The organism is Amycolatopsis sp. NPDC059235 (genome assembly GCF_042754125.1).
Lineage (GTDB): Bacteria > Actinomycetota > Actinomycetes > Mycobacteriales > Pseudonocardiaceae > Amycolatopsis > Amycolatopsis albidoflava.
Genome location: NZ_JBHZAG010000010.1, coordinates 64,136 through 80,447, shown reverse-complemented (window position 1 = coordinate 80,447; position 16,312 = coordinate 64,136). Strand labels below are relative to the sequence as shown.

Below are 16,312 nucleotides of genomic sequence, written 5' to 3'. Positions count from 1 at the left end.
GCCATGACCACCATCGAGGAGTCCGCCGGACGCATCCGCGATCTCACCGACGAGCAGTTCCGGACGGCCTATCACGCCGACCGGTTCACCGGGTCGGTGATCGTGAACCGGCTGAAGTACGCGGTGGGGCACATGAGCACCGCGTTCCTGCGGGAAGCGTTCTCGCCGATCATCCGCGACTGGTACGACTTCGCGTGCACGATCAGCGGCCCGCCCGCGCAGGACTATCGGATGGCCGTCGTCAGCAACAGCCTGACCCCGTTCCTCGGCACGATGCCCGACGCCACCCGCAACGCGGTCGAGGAGTTCGGTCCGGAGAACCTGTCCCCGGGCGACGTGCTGATCTGCAACGACCCGTACCGCGGCGGCCGCCACGTGAACGACGTCCTGTTCACCCGGCCGGTGTTCGTGGACGGCGAGATCGTCTCGTTCGTGACGATGTGCGCGCACCAGTTGGACATGGGCGGCACGGTGCCCGGCGGGTTCTCCGCGACCAAGACGAACGTCTACGAGAACGGCCTCGTGCTGCCGCCGATGCTGCTGTGGGCGAAGGACCAGCCGGTGCGGTCCACGTTCAGCCTGATCTTCGACAACACCCGCTGGGGCGGTCTGCTGCTGCCGGACTTCCAGAGCATGCACCAGCAGCTGCAGCTCGGCGAGCGGCTGGTGCGGGAGAACATCGAACGCTACGGCCTCGACGCGTTCCTCGGCTCCCTCGCCTACGCCTGCGACACGTCCGCCGAGCAGATGCGCGAAGCGATCGCCCGGATCCCGGACGGGGATTACTCCGGGAGCGCGCTGATCGATGCCGACGGACTCGACGACACTGTCGATTACCGGGTGCGCGTGACGCTGCGCAAACGCGGGCACGACATCGAGGCCGACCTCTCCGGCACCTCGGCGCAAGCCCGGACCTGCATCAACTGCGGCGTCCTCGACGCGAAAACCGCGCTGGGCGTGGCGTTGACGATGCTGCTCGACCCGGCGATCCCGTTCACCTCCGGGACTTGGCGCAACGTCGACCTCGTCGCTCCGCCGGGAACGCTGCTGAGCGCGCTGCCGCCGGAAGGCGCACCGATGATGTTCTGGGAGCCGTCCGGCGCGCTGATCTCCGCGATCTTTGAAGCGCTGAACCCGGTGCTGGGCGAACGCGCGGTCGGCGGGGACTACGGCTCCACCAACACGCACAACGCGAGCGGAGTGCGGGACGACGGCACGCCCTGGACGAGCGCGACGCAATGCGGCGGCGAGCACGGCCCGTGGGGTGCCACCAAAGAGGGCGACGGCGACAGCTACACCGTGCTGTACAACCTCAACAACCTCGATCCGGCGACGGAGACCATCGAGCACGATTCGCCGGTGGTGATGTTGCGCAAGGAGCACGCGATCGACACCGGCGGGCCGGGCAAGCACCGCGGCGGCGCGGCGAACCTCAAGGACACGCTCTGGCTGACTGCCGCCGCCCAGCATCTGTCGCCGTTCCGGACCAAAGAGCCCAGCGGCGTCGGCGCCGACGGCGGGAAGCCCGGCCCGACCGGGGCGATGTGGATTTTCCCGCCGGGAGAAGGGACTTCCGGACCGGACGGACTGCTGGGCGTCTCGAGCGACGTCTACGCGCGGAGCACGCCCGTCGCCGGTGTCTTGGACCCGGAGACCAAGGCGCTGGACCCGGAAAAGGGCGTCTACCACTACTTCGCGAGCCAGAAGGCATGGCTGACCGAGGCCGGTTCGGTCCTGCGCTGCCTGACGAACGGCGGCGGGGGATGGGGCTCGCCGTTCGAGCGCGAACCGGCCAAGGTGCTCGCCGATGTGCGCGACGAGTACGTGAGCGTCGAAGGGGCGGCGCGGGACTACGGGGTGGTCGTCGTCGGCGACCCGCACTTCGACCCCGAAGGCCTGCGGGTCGACGAAAAAGCAACAACCCGGCTGCGTTCCGGCCGGTCGGACGAACGAGGAGTGAGCTGATGGTTTCCGCCAAGGTCCCGGTTTTCGGGGATCGGAACCTGTTTTTCGCCTGGAGCACCTACACCACGGACTACGGCACCTACGCGAAGTGGTACGACGACGAGCACATCCCGCAGGTGATGGACGCGCCCGGGATGGCCGGGGCGCAGCGGTTCCTCATCGCGGACACCAAACCGCTGCCGGGCGTGCGCTCGCTGGACTTCGGCCACCTCGCACTGTACGAAATGGACGGAAGCCCGCAGGGGTTCCGGGACGAGGTCAAGCGGAAGCTGATCTCCGGGGACATGGTGCTGCCGGACTACATGGTGCAGCCGTTCCAGGCGCTGTTCGCCAAGCCGGTCAGCGAACCCTTCCACACCGAGCGGTTCGCCGAGGCGGAGAACCTGGACGACCGGCATCTGTTCTTCGCGTGGAGCCGCCACACCGGCGACGACGCGACGTTCGGGAAGTGGTACGACGAGGAGCACATCCCGCAGATCATGTCCGCGCCGGGAATGCTTCGGGCGCAACGGTTCGAGGTGTCGGACGTCAAGCCGCTGCCCGGCGTCAGCCCGGTCGACGAGGGGCACCTGGCGATCTACGAAACCGCCGGCGACCTCGAAGGCTTCCGCGCGGAAGTCAAGCGGCAGCTGATGTCCGGGGAGATGGTGTTGCCGGACTTCATGATCCCGCCGTTCGCGACCATGTTCCTCAAGCCCGCCAGCCCGTTCTTCCGGTCGGATCGCGGGGCATGACGCGCGAGATCGCCGGTGTCCCGGTGCCTCGCCTCGACTCGGTCTACGTGGCCGGGGAGTGGGTGCCTGCTACCGGACCGGCGTACGAGATCGTTTCGCCGTCGACCGAGGAAACCGTCGCCGAAGTCGTGCTGCCGTCCGTAACGGAAGCGGACGCGGCCCTCACGGCGGCGACGGACTCCAAGTGGGGTCGGCTGCCGGTCGAGCAGCGAGTCGAGATCTGTGCGAGGTTCTGCGCGTCGCTGGAGGCCCGGTTCCCGGACCTGGGCACGGTCTGGGCCGCGGAAGCGGGCATGCCGGTGCGCTACAGCGCGACGCTGCACAAATACGGCGCGGCGGGGGCGTGGAACTCCGCGCTGGCGAGTGCGGCGGACGCCCTGCGCGACGACCACCGCAGCTCCTTGCTCGGCGACGTCGTGGTGCGCCGCGAACCGGCAGGGGTCGTCGTCGCGATCCTGGCCTACAACGGACCGGTGGTCACGATGGCCACGAAGGTCGTGCCCGCCTTGCTCGCGGGCTGCCCGGTGGTGGTGAAGGCGGCTCCCGAATCGCAGCTGATCATGCGGTTGGTGGCCGAATCCGCCGCGGCAGCGGGTTTCCCGGCCGGTGCGCTGAGCATCCTGTGCAGCGACGTCGAGGTGGCCCGCCAACTGACCGCGGACCCGCGGGCCGACCTGGTCTCGCTGACCGGAGGCCGGGTCGCCGCGCAGGAGATCATCGAGGCGACGCGGGGACGGTTCGCCCGCACGCACCTCGAACTCGGCGGAAAGTCCCCGGCGCTGATCCTCGACGACGCGCCGCTCGACCGGGTGCTGAAGTCGTTGGTGCCCGGGGCGACGGGCGGTGCCGGGCAGGTGTGCGCCGCGTTGTCCCGGGTGCTGATCTCGCGGCGGCGCCACGACGAACTCGTCGACCGGCTCCGCACTGCCTGGCAAGGACTGCGGATCGGCGACCCGTTCGACCGCGGGACGCAGATCGGACCGGTGGTCAATCAGGCGGCGCTGCGGCGGACCGAGGGCTTTGTGGACCGTGCGCGCGCTGCCGGAGGCGAAGTCGTCGCGGGAGGACGGCGGCCGGAAGGGTTCCCCGCCGGGTACTACTACGAGCCGACCCTGATCACCGGCGTCGCCCGGGACGCCGATCTGGCGCAGAATGAGGTGTTCGGGCCGGTCACCGTCGTGCAGACCTACGACGACCTGGCCGACGGGCTGCGGCTGGCCAACGACACGAGCTTCGGCCTCGCCGCGAGCGTCTACACCGCTGACCGCGCTCTCGCCGAGGAAGCCGCTTCCGCCATCGCCGCGGGCTCGGTCGCGATCAACACGTTCGGGCCCGCCGTGAGCGCTCCGTTCGGCGGGGTGAAGGGCTCGGGCTGGGGCCGCGAGTCCGGGCCCGAGGGCATCCAGGAGTTCACCGAACTGAAGCAAATCGTCTTCGGACCGGGCGTGTGAGACAGGAGGGCAGGTCATGACGTTCACCAGGCTGCTCGACGCGGTGGCCGACCAGCTCCCGCCGCCCGGCCGCGACGGCATCGCGGTCAGCTTCGACGGTCGCGAGCGGCTCACCTACGCGCAGCTGCGGGACAAATCGCTGCGGTACGCGACGGCGTTGCGGGAACTCGGCCTGAACAAGGGCGACCGGCTCGGCCTCATGCTCTTCAACGACGCCGAGTACCTGCCGCTGTGCTTCGCCGCGATGCACCTCGGCGTGGTCGCGGTCCGGCTCAACTTCCGGCTCGCGCCGGCCGAGCTGAAGTTCATCCTCGCCGACTCCGGTTGCAAGGCGGTGATCGTGCACAACAGCCTGCTGGACCGGGTCGAGCCGGTGCGCGCGGAAACCGGCGTCGAAACGTTCGTGGTCCGGCCGGACACCGCTGATCCGGCGCCGGACTGGGCGCTTCCGTTCGACGTCCTGCTCGGCCGCGAACCGCTGGCCGACGTGCCGGAAGTGAGCGACGCGGACCCGATGTCGCTGCTGTACACCTCGGGCACGACCGGCCTGCCCAAAGGCGCGGTGTGGACGCACGCCAACACCGTGAGCACGGCGACCACGCAGGCGCTGCGCTGGCGGTTCTCGCCGGAAACCGTCGCGCTGGTGCCGGGCCCGCTCTACCACGCAGGGGCGTTCGAGGCGGTGACCGCGCCGACGTTCCTGATGCACGGCACCGTGGTGTGCCTGCGGTCGGGGAACTTCACCGTCGAGCGGCTGCTGGAGGTGCTCGAAGCCGAGCAGGTGACGGACTGCCTGCTGTTCTCGTTCATGCTGCACGACCTGCTGCGCGTGGACGGGATCGAGGACCGGCTGCCGAAATCGGTCACGCACTTCGTCATCGGCGGGGACACGATGATGCCGTGGGTCGTCGACCAGGTGCGGCGGAAACTGCCGTGGGTGCGGCTGACCCAGGTCTACGGGCTGACCGAGGGCGGCGCGATCGCGACGACGCTGGACGACGGGGACTTCGACGCCCAGCCGAAAAGCGTGGGCCGCCCGGTGCCGCTCACCGAGGTCCGGGTCGCCGGGGACGGGCTCGAACCGGCCGCGCCCGGCGAGGTGGGCGAGATCCTCGTCCGCGGCCCTGCGGTCTGCGCCGGGTACTGGCAGCGGCCGGAGGCGAACCGGGACACCTTCGTGGACGGCTGGTGCCGCACCGGGGACCTCGGCTTCGTCAACGCCGACGGTTTCCTCGTGCTCGCCGGCCGGGCGAAGGACATGATCCGCAGCGGCGGGGAGAACGTGTACCCGGCCGAGATCGAGCGGGTGCTGACGCAGCATCCGGCGGTGCTGGACGCGGCCGTCGTCGCGGTGCCGGACCCGAAGTACCTCGAAGTCGGCTGCGCGGTCGTGGTGCCGGCGGACGGCATCGCGCTCGACGAAGCGGAACTGCGGGCCTACTGCCGCGAGAACCTGGCCACGTACAAGGTGCCCCGGTATTTCGTCGCGCAGCCGGAACTGCCGCGCAACGCGTCGGGGAAGATCCTCAAGTTCACCCTGCGCGAGAAATACGGAAAGCTCGGTACCGCAACGAATTCCGACGCGTCCGAGGTGACGCGACCGGGAGAGGAAGGCGCACGATGAACGACCCGGTCCGGCGGCGCAAGCCCGAATTGGCACTGGTGACGGGCGCGGCGGGCGGAGTCGGTTCGGCCACCGCGCGAAGGCTGGCCGAGGACGGCGCGAAGGTCGCGGTCACGGACCTGAACGCCGAACGGCTCAAGGAACTGGCGGACGAACTCGGCGCGGTCGCGCTGCCCGCCGACGGCACCGACCGCGCCGCGATCCACGACGTGGTCGAGCAGGCTGTCGCGAGTCTGGGCGGCCTGGACACGGTGATCGCGACGCAGGGCGCTGCGGTGTCGGGCACCGCGCGGCCCGAGCACGTGGAGGCGTATCAGCGGGCGTTGGACGTGAACCTGCACGGTTCGTTCTACCTGGCCGGGGAAGTGCTGCCGCATCTGGTGCAGCGGCAGGGCTCGCTGGTGCTGTTCGCGTCGACAGCCGGGCTGATCGCCGGTCCGCCCGGGACTGTCGGCTACACCGCGGCCAAGGCGGGGATCATCGGCATCACCCGCTGGCTCGCGCGGGACTACGGACCGAAGGGGGTCCGGGTGAACGCTGTCTGCCCGGGCTGGATCCGGACTCCGCTGGGCGAGGGCGCGATGGCTTACCTGGCGAAGCGCGAGGGCATCACGCTCGACGAGGCGTATGCGCTGACGACGAAACACGTGCCGCTGCGCCGCGCCGCGGAACCGGAGGAGATCGCGTCGGTGTGCGCGTTCCTCGCCTCGGGCGACGCGTCGATGGTGACCGGCCACGTCCTGGTCGCGGACGGCGGCGGCGCGGCGGTCGATTCGTCCACCTTGGAGTTCGACTCGCCGTGACCGGCGACGCGGGCGTGGGAGGGGGCTGACAGCACCTCCCACGCCCGTCCGCGAGCGCCTAGCGTGCGAAGCGAACCGTTTCGTTTTCGTCTCGAAGGAGCCCGCTATGTCGTTCGACCCCGAGATCCGCGACCGGATCGGCGCCGCGTCGGAGATCCAGATCAGCAGCTACCGTCGCGACGGCTCACTCCGCCGGTGGACCCCGATCTGGGTGGTCCGCTCCGGCGACGAGCTGTACATCCGGTCGGCGTTCGGCACGGAGGGCGGCTGGTACCGCTGGGCCGCGGCCAAGCAGCTCGCCCGGGTGCGAGTGGACGGACTGGAGACGGACGTGTCTTTGCACCTCGAGGCGGACGCCGACACGAACGCCGCTGTCGATGCCGCGTACACGGAGAAGTACCGCAGCATGCCGAGCGCGCTGGCGCCGATGGTCGCCGAGACCGCCGCCGCCACCACGACCCGGCTGGAGCCGGTGCCCGCCTGAGCCGCGGGCCGGCTCAGTTCCGCAGCCAGTACGCGACCGCCTCCGCCCGGTTCGCCGCGTCGAGCTTGCGCAGGATGTGCGTGATGTGCGTCTTCACGGTCCCCTCCGAGATCGACAGCTTCCGCGCGATCGCCCGGTTCGCGTCGCCGCGCGCCATCAGGTCGATCACCTCCGCCTCGCGGGCCGACAGCAGCGGATGCCGCGGCGGGTCCGGCGGCGGGGGAGCGATGCGCACGTCCGCGGCCAGCCGGGTCATTCCCGCCTGCAGCGAGGCGAGTCCTTCGAGGACGGACACCCGCGCCAGCGTCTCGCTCACTCCGTCCGCGTAAAGGTTCAGCACGGCGCGGTCGGTGGCGTCGACCTCCCGGCGAGGCGAGTAGTAGCTGTCCGCGTGCAGCAGCCCGACGACTTTTCCGTATGCCCGCAGCGGCGCGATGGCGTACGAGGTGCAGCCGGACATCGAGACGAGCTGCCGGTTCACCCGCGGGTTCTCCTGCACGTCGTAGACCAAGCCCGCGCGGGCCTCCCGCACGACATCGGACTCGACCAGCGAGCCGTCCAAGCGCGGGGGAGCCTCGCGGCCGGCGGCGAGCATTTCCGCGGCCAGCCGGGGATCCTGTTCGATCACCATGCGCCGCAGCACCCAGGTCGCATCGTCCACAGTGGAGACGAGCACGCGGTCGAACCCGATCGTGCAAGCCTCCTCGGCGGCGCGGGAGAGGAGTTCTTCGGCGGTCGACGAGGCGTGCAACCGGGTCAGCGCGCGGCGGACCCGGCGCATGGTCGCGACGCCGTCGGCGACCCTGGCATCGTCCACTCGGGACTCCAGCTCGCGGACCCGGCTCAGCAGCGCGGTCAGGCCGGGCAGCCGGTCCGGCGCGGGAGCTGAGCCCAGTTCGGCCATCGCGGCGTCCCAGACCCGGCCGAGCAGCCGTTTGGCGGGCAGCACCTCGGCGCAGCGGCCGACCGGCAGCAGCCGGTCCAGCGCGGTGCACGCGTCCAGGCCCAGTTCCCGGACCTGATCGGCCAGATCGGCGCTCAGCCGGACGCTGTCGAGCCGCGGAAAGCCGGTCGCGTTCATGGGCAGCTCCCTTGCGGAAATTCCGAACATTATATATCCGCGACGAGGATGGGGCCAGTCGCCGCATCGGCCGTACGGGGTAACGGAATACGACCGGCGGCTGATGCGGCGACCCGGTGACGGCCGACACACTGGCCGCGCTGTCCCACCCATCGAACCGGGAATCCCATGACTACCGCATCAGTGGCAACGAAGCCACGCGTGTCCCTGCGGGCACGCCTCGGCGGCTTCGACCAGACCTATCTGGTACTCGGCATCACCGTGCTGCTCGCCCTCGCGGCGGGAGCGACCACGACGAATTTCCTCACCGCGGGCAATTTCGGCAGCATCCTGAACCTGTCCGCCGCGTTCGGCATCCTCGCGATCGGCGAGGCGATCGTCGTCCTCGGCAAGGGGCTGGACCTTTCGGTGGCCGGGATCGGACTCGGCTGCGCACAGGCGACGCTCGCGTTCATCAGCGAGGGCATGCCGGAATGGCAGGCGATCGCGCTGATGGCCGGTCTCGCGCTGGCGATCGGACTCGTCAACGGCGTCCTCGTCGCCGTTTTCGAAGTGCCCGCGCTGTTCGTGACGCTCGCGACCGGCATGCTCGCGATCGGCGGGATCGACATCCTGTTCCTCAGCCAGAACGTCTACGGGGTGCCCGCCGGGTCGTTCCTGTCGCACCTGAGCGGCGGCGGGGTGCTCGGCGTGCCGAGGCCGGTGCTCATCGCCGGCGGAGCGTTCCTGCTCGCCTGGCTGTTCGTCGCCTACACCTCGCCCGGGCGGCTGATCCGGGCGATGGGCGACAACTTCGAGACCGCCCGCTCGACCGGCGCGCCGGTGCGGCCGCTGCAGATCCTCACCTACGTGCTGTCCGCACTGCTCGCCGCGGTCGCCGGGTTCGTGACGGTGTCGATCCAGGGCAGCGTGCAGACGACCGTGACGTCCTTCGATCCGCTCCTGTTCACCGCGCTGACCGTGGTGGTGATCGGCGGCGTCTCGCTGTCCGGCGGGCGCGGCACGATCCTGGGCGTCCTCGTCGGCGCGCTGTTCGTGGGCGTGCTCAACAACTTGCTGGTGCTGCACGGACTGAGCACGGCCGTGCAGGACCTGATCCGCGGCGGGGTGCTGGCCGCCGCGATCGCGTTCGACGCGTGGCTGCGCCCTCGCAACGAAGAAACCGAGAAATCCGGCGAACTGTGACCGGCAACGACGCCGGGGAACGGAAGTGACATGAAGATCACCAGGAAGCTGTTCGTGCTCGCCGCGTCGGCGGCGCTGGGCGCGGCGGGGCTGTCCGGCTGTTCGGTCGGAGGCGGGTCGTCGGACTCGGCGGCCGCCGCCACGAACGCGGTGTTCGGCGCGAACGAGCAGCTGATGCCGATGCGGCAGAAGGCGCACGACGCGATGAAGGGCAAGCGGATCGCCTTCGTCCCGATTCTCTACAAGGGCTACAAGCTCACCGAGAACTGGGGCACCACCATGCAGCGCACGTTCGACAGCGCCAGGGCCGAGTTCAAGGTCTACGACTCGAACTTCAGCAGCGACCGGATGATCAGCACGATCAACGACCTCATCGCGCGCAAGGCCGCCGACGTGCTCGTGCTGCAGAACCAGGACCTGGGCCTGCTCGACAACGCGATCGACCGGGCGCAGAAGGCGGGCATCTACACCGTGGTGCTCAACATGCCCTCCACCAAGCTCGGCGACGCGTTCGTCGGCGTCGACGTCTACGGCGCGGCGCAGTCGATCGCCAAGCGCGCGGTCTCGGACTGCAACTCCCGCAACGCTCCCAAGACGATCTCCATCATCGACGGCCCCGGCAACGACCCGGCGTCGATCCTGTGGGACCAGGGCATCAAGGACGTGGTGGAGAAGGAGGGCTACCAGACGCTCGTCGCGCACTCGCAGTTCCAGAACGCCCAGGCGCAGGCCGCCGCGGAATCCGTGCTGCAGCAGCGGCAGGGCAAGGTGTGCGGCTTCATGGTGACCTTCGACCTGAACTCGATCACCGTCGGGCAGACCGTCAAGGCGGCGGAAGGCCGCGGCCAGGTGGCTCCGGGTTCGGTGGGCGTCTACACGCTCGACGCGGACAAGGACTGGTGCAGCGCGCTCAAGCAAGGCACGGTGACCGCGTCGGCCGCCTACGACGTCCAGGGCATCGGCGCCGCCGGTGCGGTGGCGGTGCAGAACCTGCTCACCAACGGGGCGAAGCCGGGCAGCGCGCATTCGGTCGGGTACGTGTCGAGCACGGTGGTGGACAAGTCGAACATCGACCAGACCACCATCGCGTGCTACCAGAGCAAGTGAGCGGGGCCCGATGACTACGTCTCCGCTGCGGCGCGGGCTGGACGCGTTCGGCATGACCGGCAGCCGGCGCACGGAAAGAATCGCCCGCTACCGCACCGTCTCGGATCTGTTCGAGAAACGGTGGATGGAAGGCGCGGTGCCGCTCGTGCTGGCGCTCGCGCTGTGCGTGTACGTGCTTGCCACGACCAACGTCGGGGCGGCCAACGCACCGCTCGTGCTGGACGAGGTGTCCGAGTACGGCCTGCTCGCGATCGGGCTGACCGTCGTGCTGGTCGGCGGCGGCATCGACCTGTCAGTGGGGTCGATCGTCGGGTTCTGCGGGCTGGGTGCGATGGTCGCCGACCGGGTGTGGCTGTGGCCGACCGCGGTGGTCGTGCCCGCCGCGATCGTCTCGGGTGCGGTGCTCGGGGCGGTGAACGGGTACCTCATCGCGATCCTGCGGATGCGCCCGTTCATCACCACCCTGGTCACGCTGATCGCCTTCGGCGGCGCGGCTTCGGTGCTGCAGAACGCGAACAGCACGCAGATCGGCGTCACGAAGCCGTCGCTCGTCTGGGACTTCTTTAACGACGGCCGGATTCTGGGCATCCCGACCGCGTGGTTCCTCTTCGCGGTGGTGCTGATCGTGGTGCATCTGGCGCTCACCCGGTCCCGCTGGGGCTGGTGGGTCACCGCGACCGGCTCGGACCGGAGGTCCGCGCGGCGCAACGGGATTCCCGTTACCGCCGTGACGTTCTGGACCTACGTGCTGTCCGGCGCGCTCGCCGGAACGGCCGCGATCCTCACGTCGGCGCGATTGGCCCGGACTGACCCGAACGTCGGCAACAGCTGGGAGATCATCGCGCTGACCGCGGTGGTCCTCGGCGGCGTCAGCATCAAGGGCGGCCGCGGTTCCGTGCTCCGTGCGGCAGTCGGCGTGGCGGTGGTGACGATCATCGAGCAGGCGACCGTCTCGGACGGCGCGCAGGGCTCGTACTACACCGTCATCCTCGCTGCGGTGCTGCTCGTGTTCACCGTGCTGGACCTCAAATGGGGCAAGTACCGGCAGCGTGCGGTGGAGAAGCTGAAGATCGACCCGGCGCGGCTGCGGCTCGGCCCGCTGGTGGACGTCACGAAGCCGGGCACGGTCTGGTCGCTCAATCGCCGGCTCACCGACGCGCCTCCGGTCGGACTCGGCAAGATCCGCGGCGCGGAGGACTGCGCGGTGGACGCCGAGGGCAACGTGTACTGCGGCGACCAGCGCGGCTGGGTGTGGCGGTTCCGCGGCCTGGAGGACACCGAGGGCGAGATCTTCTCGCGCACCGGCGGATTCCCGTGCGGACACGCGTGGGATCCCGACGGACGGCTGGTCGTCGCAGTCGGCGGCATGGGCATCTACCGCATCGGCACCGACGGCGAACCCGAACTGGTCGCGAACAAGGTCAAGCGCAGTCCGCTGTCGCTGATCGACGATTCGGGGCTGCGCGCGGTCGACGACCTGGACATCGCCCCGGACGGCTCGATCTACGCCTCGGACTTCTCCACCCGCACGAACACCGCGGACTTCCTGCTGGAACTGGTGGAATTCCGCCCGAACGGCCGGGTGATCCGGGTGACGCCGGACGGCAAGACCGAGGTCGTGGTGTCGAACTACGTGTTCCCCAACGGCATCTGCACCGCGCACGACGGCGAGTCGATCCTGATCTCCAGCACCGGGCTGTGCCGCGTCGACCGGCTCTGGATCGCCGGGCCGAAGAAGGGACAGCTCGAACCGGTGCTGGAGAACCTGCCCGGCTATCCGGACAACATCAACCGGTCCTCCGACGGCAACTACTGGATGCCGTTGTGCGCCATGCGGACCCAGATGTCCGACCTGCTCGGCCGCTACCCGGCGGTCCGGCGGCGGATGACCCGCGAGGCGGCGGTGGACAACTGGGTGGTGCCGCAGCTGAACACGTCGTGCGCGATCAAGTTCAGCGACCGCGGCGAGATCCTCGCCGTGCTGTGGGACGAGACGATGGAGAACTACCCGATGGTGACCGCGGCGAAGGAACGCGACGGGCACCTGTACCTGTGCGGCGTCAGCAACAACCGGATCGGCAGGCTCGAACTGGACCCGAGCGAGATCGGCGACATCGACCCGGCCGCCGTTCCGGGGACGGCCAGTGCTCGCCGGTCGGCGGAGGCGGTGCGATGAGCCCGGTACTGGACACCGTGAAGGAATGGATCAACCCGAACTGGGGCCGCGCCCGGACGGTGCCCCCGATGGACACCGGACTGCGGCCGAACCTCCGCCTCGACGCAGCGGCGGAGCTGCTGCCCGCGGGCGAGTACGAGCCGGACGACGTGGTGGTGACCGCCACGGGGTTGGTGTTCAGCAGCGGCAATCAGGTCTTCTCGGTGCGCGAGGACGAGGTGACGCGGCTGGCTTCGTTCGGCAGCCCGGTGACGGCGCTGACCGCGCGGGACGGCCAGGTCGTCGCGGCGGTCGAAGGGCGTGGCCTGGTCTCGGTGTCGCAGTCCGGCGAAACCGAGGACTTGTGCACCGACGCGCCGGTCACCAGGTGCGTGACTGCGCTCGCGACGGACGGGTCTGCGTTGCTGGCGACTGTCGGCTCGACGAAGGCCGCGGAGTGGCCGCGAGCGCTGGTCACCGGCGACCGGTCCGGGCTGCTCGTACGGGTCGACGGCGCGCAGGCCGAAGTGGTCGCGGAGCGCCTCGCGTGGCCGTCGGGCGTCGGCATCGCCGGGGACGAAGTGCTCCTGTCGCTGAGCCTGGACCATCGGGTTGAAGCCCGATCCGCGCCGGGCAAGCGAGGCCGGGCGCTGAGCGCGAACCTGCCCGTCTATCCGGGGCGGGTGCACGTCGGCGGGGACGGCTGGTGGTTCGCCGCGCCCTACATCCGCAACCGGGTCACCGAACTGCTGCTGGACGAGCCCGCGCTGCTGGCGGAGATGACGGAGACGATCAGCCCGGACGAATGGTTCGTCCCGCGCCTGCGCGCGGGCGACCCCTTCACCGACACGATGCAAATGGGGCAGCTGCGCGTGCTCGGCGTGGTCAAGAGCTGGGCCCCGGCCCGGTCGTGCGGCCTGGTGTTCCGGATGGACCACACCGGCCGCGTCGCGGAGAGCGCGCATGCCCGGGTCGACAGCCCGCGGCACGGGGTAACCGGGCTGACCGTCCACAACGGACACGTGGTCGCGGCGGTGCGCGGCGGCCGGAACCTGCTGCGGCTGGAGGACGCATGAGCACGGTGCTGCGGCTGACGAACATCAGCAAGCGCTACAGCGGAACGTACGCGTTGGACGGAGTCGACTTCGACGTGCGGCCGGGCGAAATCCACGCCCTGCTCGGCGAAAACGGCGCCGGGAAGTCCACGATGGTCAAGATCGTCTCCGGCGCGGTCGCGCACGATTCGGGCACGCTGGAGGTCGACGGCGTCGCTCGGGCGTTCACGACTCCGCGCGAATCGGTCGAGGCCGGGGTGGCGATGGTCTACCAGGAAGGCTCGCTGGTCGAGTCGATGACTGTCGCCCAGAACCTGTTCATGGGCGACGAGAAGGTGTTCAACAACCTCGGCCACCTGAACGTCGTGGCACGCGAGCTGCTGGAGTCGCACAACTTCCACATCCGCCCGGACGTCCCGGCCGGCGCACTCGGCGTCGGGCAGAAGCAGATGGTGGAGATCGCCCGCGCGGTGCACCGCAACGCGAAACTGGTGATCCTCGACGAGCCGACGTCGTCGGTGACCCCGGAGGAACGGCTCCAGCTGTTCCTGTCCATGCAACAGCTCAAGAAGCGCGGGATCGGCGTCATCTTCATCACGCACATGCTCGACGAAGCGTTCGAACAGGCGGACCGGATCACCGTGCTGCGCGACGGCGTCGTCCAGGGGACGCTGGAGCGGCCGGAGTTCAGCCGCGATCGCGTGGTGAAGATGATGGTCGGCCGCACCGTCGAGATGGGGCGGGTGGAGCCGAACCGGACACCCGAGCCGACACCGACACTGCAGGTCGAGGACGTGACGCTGCTGCCGGTGGTCCGGAACATGGCATTTTCCGCCTACGCCGGGGAAATCGTCGGCATCTACGGTCTGGTCGGCGCGGGGCGCAGCGAGACCGCGATGATCGTCAGCGGGATCCTGAAACGGCGGCGGCTGCGCGGCGGCCGAGTGCGGCTCAACGGCGAGCCGGTGCGGTTCCGCACGCCGCGACAAGCGCGCAAAGCCGGGATCGTCTACGTCACCGAGGACCGGAAAGCCTCCGGCTTCTTCAGCCACCTGACGATCGCCGACAACATCTACCTCGGGCATCTCTGCAGTGCGCGGCGCCTGCCGTTCCTCTTCCGGCCCGGTGCGCGCACTTCGGTCGCGAAACGGTTCGTCGAACAGTTCCAGGTCCGCACGCTGCGGCCGACGAAGGCGACCGTCGAGGAGCTGAGCGGCGGGAACCAGCAGAAGATCGTGCTGGCCAAGGGCCTGACCCGGAAACCGCTCGTCGCGATCATCGACGAGCCGACCCGCGGCGTGGACCTCGGCACGATCCCGGAAATCCACGCGATGATCCGGGCGCTGGCCGACGACGGGGTCGCGGTCGTGGTCATCTCCTCGTACCTGCCGGAGATCCAGGCGCTGTCCGACCGCGTGCTCGTGGCGCGCGCGGGCAGCATTGCCGCGGAGTTCTCCCCGGAGGAAGCCGACGAGGAAAGCCTCATGTTCGCCGCAGTGCACTGACAAGGACGGAAATCTCATGCGCGGAGTCATTTTCCAGGGCGACCGGGTGCTCGAAATCCAGACCTTCGCCGATCCCGAACCGGGTCCGGACGAAGTAGTGCTGGAGATGAAAGCGTCTGGCATGTGCGGCAGCGATCTGCACTTCTACCGGGCGCCGGCCGGGCAGGCGCTGGCCGCGTTCGGGATGACCGGCGACGACGCCGGATTCATCGGCGGGCACGAGCCGTGCGGCGTCGTAGCCGCGATCGGCTCGGCGGTCGACCCGCGCGCCGTGACGGTGGGGGACCGGATGATGGTCCACCACTACGACGGCTGCGGATTCTGCGACCTGTGCCGGACCGGCTGGCCGCAGATGTGCGAACGCGGCAACGTCATCTACGGCGCGACCGCGCACGGCGGGCACGCCGACTACCTCAAGGTGCCCGCGCGGACGCTCGTTCCGCTGCCCGACGAGCTGAGTTTCGCTGCCGGCGCCGCGATTTCGTGCGGCACCGGCACTGCCTACGGAGCGCTGACCCGGCTCGACGTCAACGCGCGCGACACGCTGGCGGTCTTCGGCCAAGGCCCGGTCGGTCAGGCCGCGGTACAGCTCGCCGCGGCAATGGGCGCGGAGGTCGTCGCGGTCGACATCGCGGCGGAACGCGTGGCGCGGGCGAAGGACTTCGGCGCGGCGCACGCGATCGACTCGACGTCGGTCGATCCGGTCGAAGCCATCCGGGAACTGACCGGTGGCAAAGGCGTGACCAAGGCGCTCGACTGCTCCGGCGCACCACCGGCGCGGGCCGCGGCGGTGAAGTCCGCCGCGAAATGGGGCACTGTCGCGTTTGTCGGCGAAGGCTCGACGGTGACGCTCGACGTCAGCCCGGACCTGATCCGCAAACAGCTGACAGTGGTCGGCTCGTACACCTTCTCCCCGGTGGGCCAGGCGGACTGCGCCCGGTTCATCGCCCGGCACGGGGTTCAGGCGGACCTGGTCTTCACCGACCGCTGGCGGCTGGACGACGCGGTGGAGGCCTATTCCGCCTTCGACAAGCAGACCGGCGGCAAGGCGGTCATCGAGTTCTGAAGCGGAAAAGCGTCGGTGCGTCCCAGACCCGCCGACGCTTTTCCGGCGCCGTGGGCCGCACCCGGCCCGATGAGCGTCTCGGCGATGCCGGTCCGCC

Annotated in this window: 13 protein-coding genes; 12 read left to right on the top strand and 1 reads right to left on the bottom strand. The window is 69.8% G+C overall.

All coding sequences use genetic code 11. The features are described 5' to 3' along the window. Positions 1-3: 3 nt before the first annotated feature. The 6 genes from ACFXI3_RS09790 to ACFXI3_RS09765 all read left to right on the top strand — a co-directional run bounded on the left by ACFXI3_RS09790 (position 4) and on the right by ACFXI3_RS09765 (position 7,061). Positions 4-1,965, top strand: coding sequence for a hydantoinase B/oxoprolinase family protein (locus ACFXI3_RS09790; RefSeq protein ID WP_378399234.1), 1,962 nt, complete (start codon positions 4-6; stop codon positions 1,963-1,965). Beyond that, positions 1,965-2,699: a hypothetical protein gene (locus ACFXI3_RS09785; RefSeq protein WP_344273710.1), complete on the top strand. Its 735-nt coding sequence runs from the start codon at positions 1,965-1,967 to the stop codon at positions 2,697-2,699. Before ACFXI3_RS09790 ends, ACFXI3_RS09785 begins: the two co-directional genes overlap by 1 nt. Beyond that, positions 2,696-4,150: an aldehyde dehydrogenase family protein gene (locus tag ACFXI3_RS09780; protein WP_378399233.1), complete on the top strand. Its 1,455-nt coding sequence runs from the start codon at positions 2,696-2,698 to the stop codon at positions 4,148-4,150. The genes ACFXI3_RS09785 and ACFXI3_RS09780 overlap by 4 nt, the downstream gene beginning before the upstream one ends. Positions 4,151-4,166: 16 nt before the next feature. Further along, entirely contained in the window at positions 4,167-5,774 is a 1,608-nt protein-coding gene (locus ACFXI3_RS09775) for a class I adenylate-forming enzyme family protein (protein ID WP_378399232.1), read from the top strand. Next, the gene (locus ACFXI3_RS09770) at positions 5,771-6,577 is read left to right on the top strand and encodes an SDR family NAD(P)-dependent oxidoreductase (protein WP_378399231.1); all 807 of its coding nucleotides are present in this window, start codon (positions 5,771-5,773) and stop codon (positions 6,575-6,577) included. The genes ACFXI3_RS09775 and ACFXI3_RS09770 overlap by 4 nt, the downstream gene beginning before the upstream one ends. Positions 6,578-6,683: 106 nt before the next feature. Continuing rightward, on the top strand, positions 6,684-7,061 hold the full coding sequence (locus ACFXI3_RS09765; protein WP_378399230.1) for a DUF2255 family protein: 378 nt from the start codon (positions 6,684-6,686) through the stop codon (positions 7,059-7,061). Positions 7,062-7,074: 13 nt separating this feature from the next. On the opposite strand, the gene ACFXI3_RS09760 is transcribed toward ACFXI3_RS09765, so the two are convergent. Then, on the bottom strand, positions 7,075-8,142 hold the full coding sequence (locus tag ACFXI3_RS09760) for a LuxR C-terminal-related transcriptional regulator (protein WP_378399229.1): 1,068 nt from the start codon (positions 8,140-8,142) through the stop codon (positions 7,075-7,077). 201 nt (positions 8,143-8,343) lie between these two features. On the opposite strand from ACFXI3_RS09760, the gene ACFXI3_RS09755 reads away from it, so the two are divergent. From ACFXI3_RS09755 to ACFXI3_RS09730, 6 genes are read left to right on the top strand one after another with little or no spacing between them, the layout of a single operon-like run. After that, entirely contained in the window at positions 8,344-9,327 is a 984-nt protein-coding gene (locus tag ACFXI3_RS09755) for an ABC transporter permease (protein ID WP_378399228.1), read from the top strand. A gap of 30 nt (positions 9,328-9,357) precedes the next feature. Then, on the top strand, positions 9,358-10,434 hold the full coding sequence (locus tag ACFXI3_RS09750; protein ID WP_378399227.1) for a sugar ABC transporter substrate-binding protein: 1,077 nt from the start codon (positions 9,358-9,360) through the stop codon (positions 10,432-10,434). Positions 10,435-10,444: 10 nt separating this feature from the next. Further along, positions 10,445-12,610, top strand: coding sequence for an ABC transporter permease (locus ACFXI3_RS09745; RefSeq protein ID WP_378399226.1), 2,166 nt, complete (start codon positions 10,445-10,447; stop codon positions 12,608-12,610). Continuing rightward, positions 12,607-13,665, top strand: coding sequence for a hypothetical protein (locus tag ACFXI3_RS09740; protein WP_378399225.1), 1,059 nt, complete (start codon positions 12,607-12,609; stop codon positions 13,663-13,665). The genes ACFXI3_RS09745 and ACFXI3_RS09740 overlap by 4 nt, the downstream gene beginning before the upstream one ends. After that, on the top strand, positions 13,662-15,149 hold the full coding sequence (locus tag ACFXI3_RS09735) for a sugar ABC transporter ATP-binding protein (protein ID WP_378399224.1): 1,488 nt from the start codon (positions 13,662-13,664) through the stop codon (positions 15,147-15,149). The genes ACFXI3_RS09740 and ACFXI3_RS09735 overlap by 4 nt, the downstream gene beginning before the upstream one ends. 16 nt (positions 15,150-15,165) lie before the next feature. Further along, on the top strand, positions 15,166-16,215 hold the full coding sequence (locus ACFXI3_RS09730; protein WP_378399223.1) for a zinc-binding dehydrogenase: 1,050 nt from the start codon (positions 15,166-15,168) through the stop codon (positions 16,213-16,215). Positions 16,216-16,312: the final 97 nt, after the last annotated feature.